The sequence below is a fragment of the Pseudoalteromonas sp. SG45-3 genome, assembly GCF_014164075.1.
In the GTDB taxonomy this organism is placed as follows: domain Bacteria; phylum Pseudomonadota; class Gammaproteobacteria; order Enterobacterales; family Alteromonadaceae; genus Pseudoalteromonas; species Pseudoalteromonas distincta.
The window spans coordinates 1-869 of the sequence record NZ_JACJEN010000056.1 but is presented as its reverse complement, the minus strand read 5'-3'; the positions used below and the strand labels follow the sequence as shown (position 1 = coordinate 869).

General features: G+C 37.9%; 1 protein-coding gene. It reads right to left on the bottom strand.

Annotated elements, in window-relative coordinates:
- Positions 1 to 256 precede the first annotated feature (256 nt).
- A complete protein-coding gene (locus H5126_RS21220; protein ID WP_182721550.1) occupies positions 257 to 649 on the bottom strand; it encodes a hypothetical protein in 393 nt (130 codons plus the stop codon).
- Positions 650 to 869 lie beyond the last annotated feature (220 nt).

Below are 869 nucleotides of genomic sequence, written 5' to 3'. Positions count from 1 at the left end.
AAACACTAACAGACACGTAAAAAAGTGACCGACAAATTTCCTTGGTAATTAGCGATTACGACAGAATCGCTTGGTAATTAAGATACGACAAAGTCGCTTGGTGTTAACAATATCAGCTGTACTAGCTCATATCAGTTCTTACAGTTTAAGTGAATAAGTTTAGACTTCATCAGGCAGACTGCTATGAGCGAGAAGCAGACGTCCATACAAACTCGTTTTTGGACAAAAACGTTTTAGAGTATTTATTTGGTAATTCCTAATCAGCCGACGTGTCAGCGGTCGGCTGCATTTTCTTGTAAGCTTTATAGTGCAATACTCTAGTGTTTACACCTAAATATTCATAAGCCGCAGCAGCCTTCATTACCAAATCTTCGTCTCTACACAGAAAAAAATGACAAAATGAAGCAACACCTGCATGCGTCATATCACTAAAGGATGCCCGAAATCTTCTATCTTTTTTCATTTTTGAATCACGATAGTAACCGAGAAAATTTAACTGGTGATAGACTGCGTTGACTTTCTCTTGAATAGTTCTTTCTCTATCCGAATCTGCTTCAAAGCTACGAGGTTTCACTCCAAAAAATGTTTCTACACCAATTCCTGAGAATTCTTCAATGCCTGATAAAATCTGCCATATTTTTTCCACCACGTTTGGCGGTTTTACATTTTTTAATATAACTGGCCCAATTCCCGTTTTGGCCTCGAACTCTGAAACTGGGGATTCGCCTCCTTCATCAAGTTCCTTGTAGTGGTACAGTGATTTTAGCCACCCATTAAGAAAGAAATGTTATGCTGATAAGCATACAAATTTGGGTGAAAAAATGACGAAATTAAAACGCGCATCGTATTCTGCAGCAATAAAATTAGAA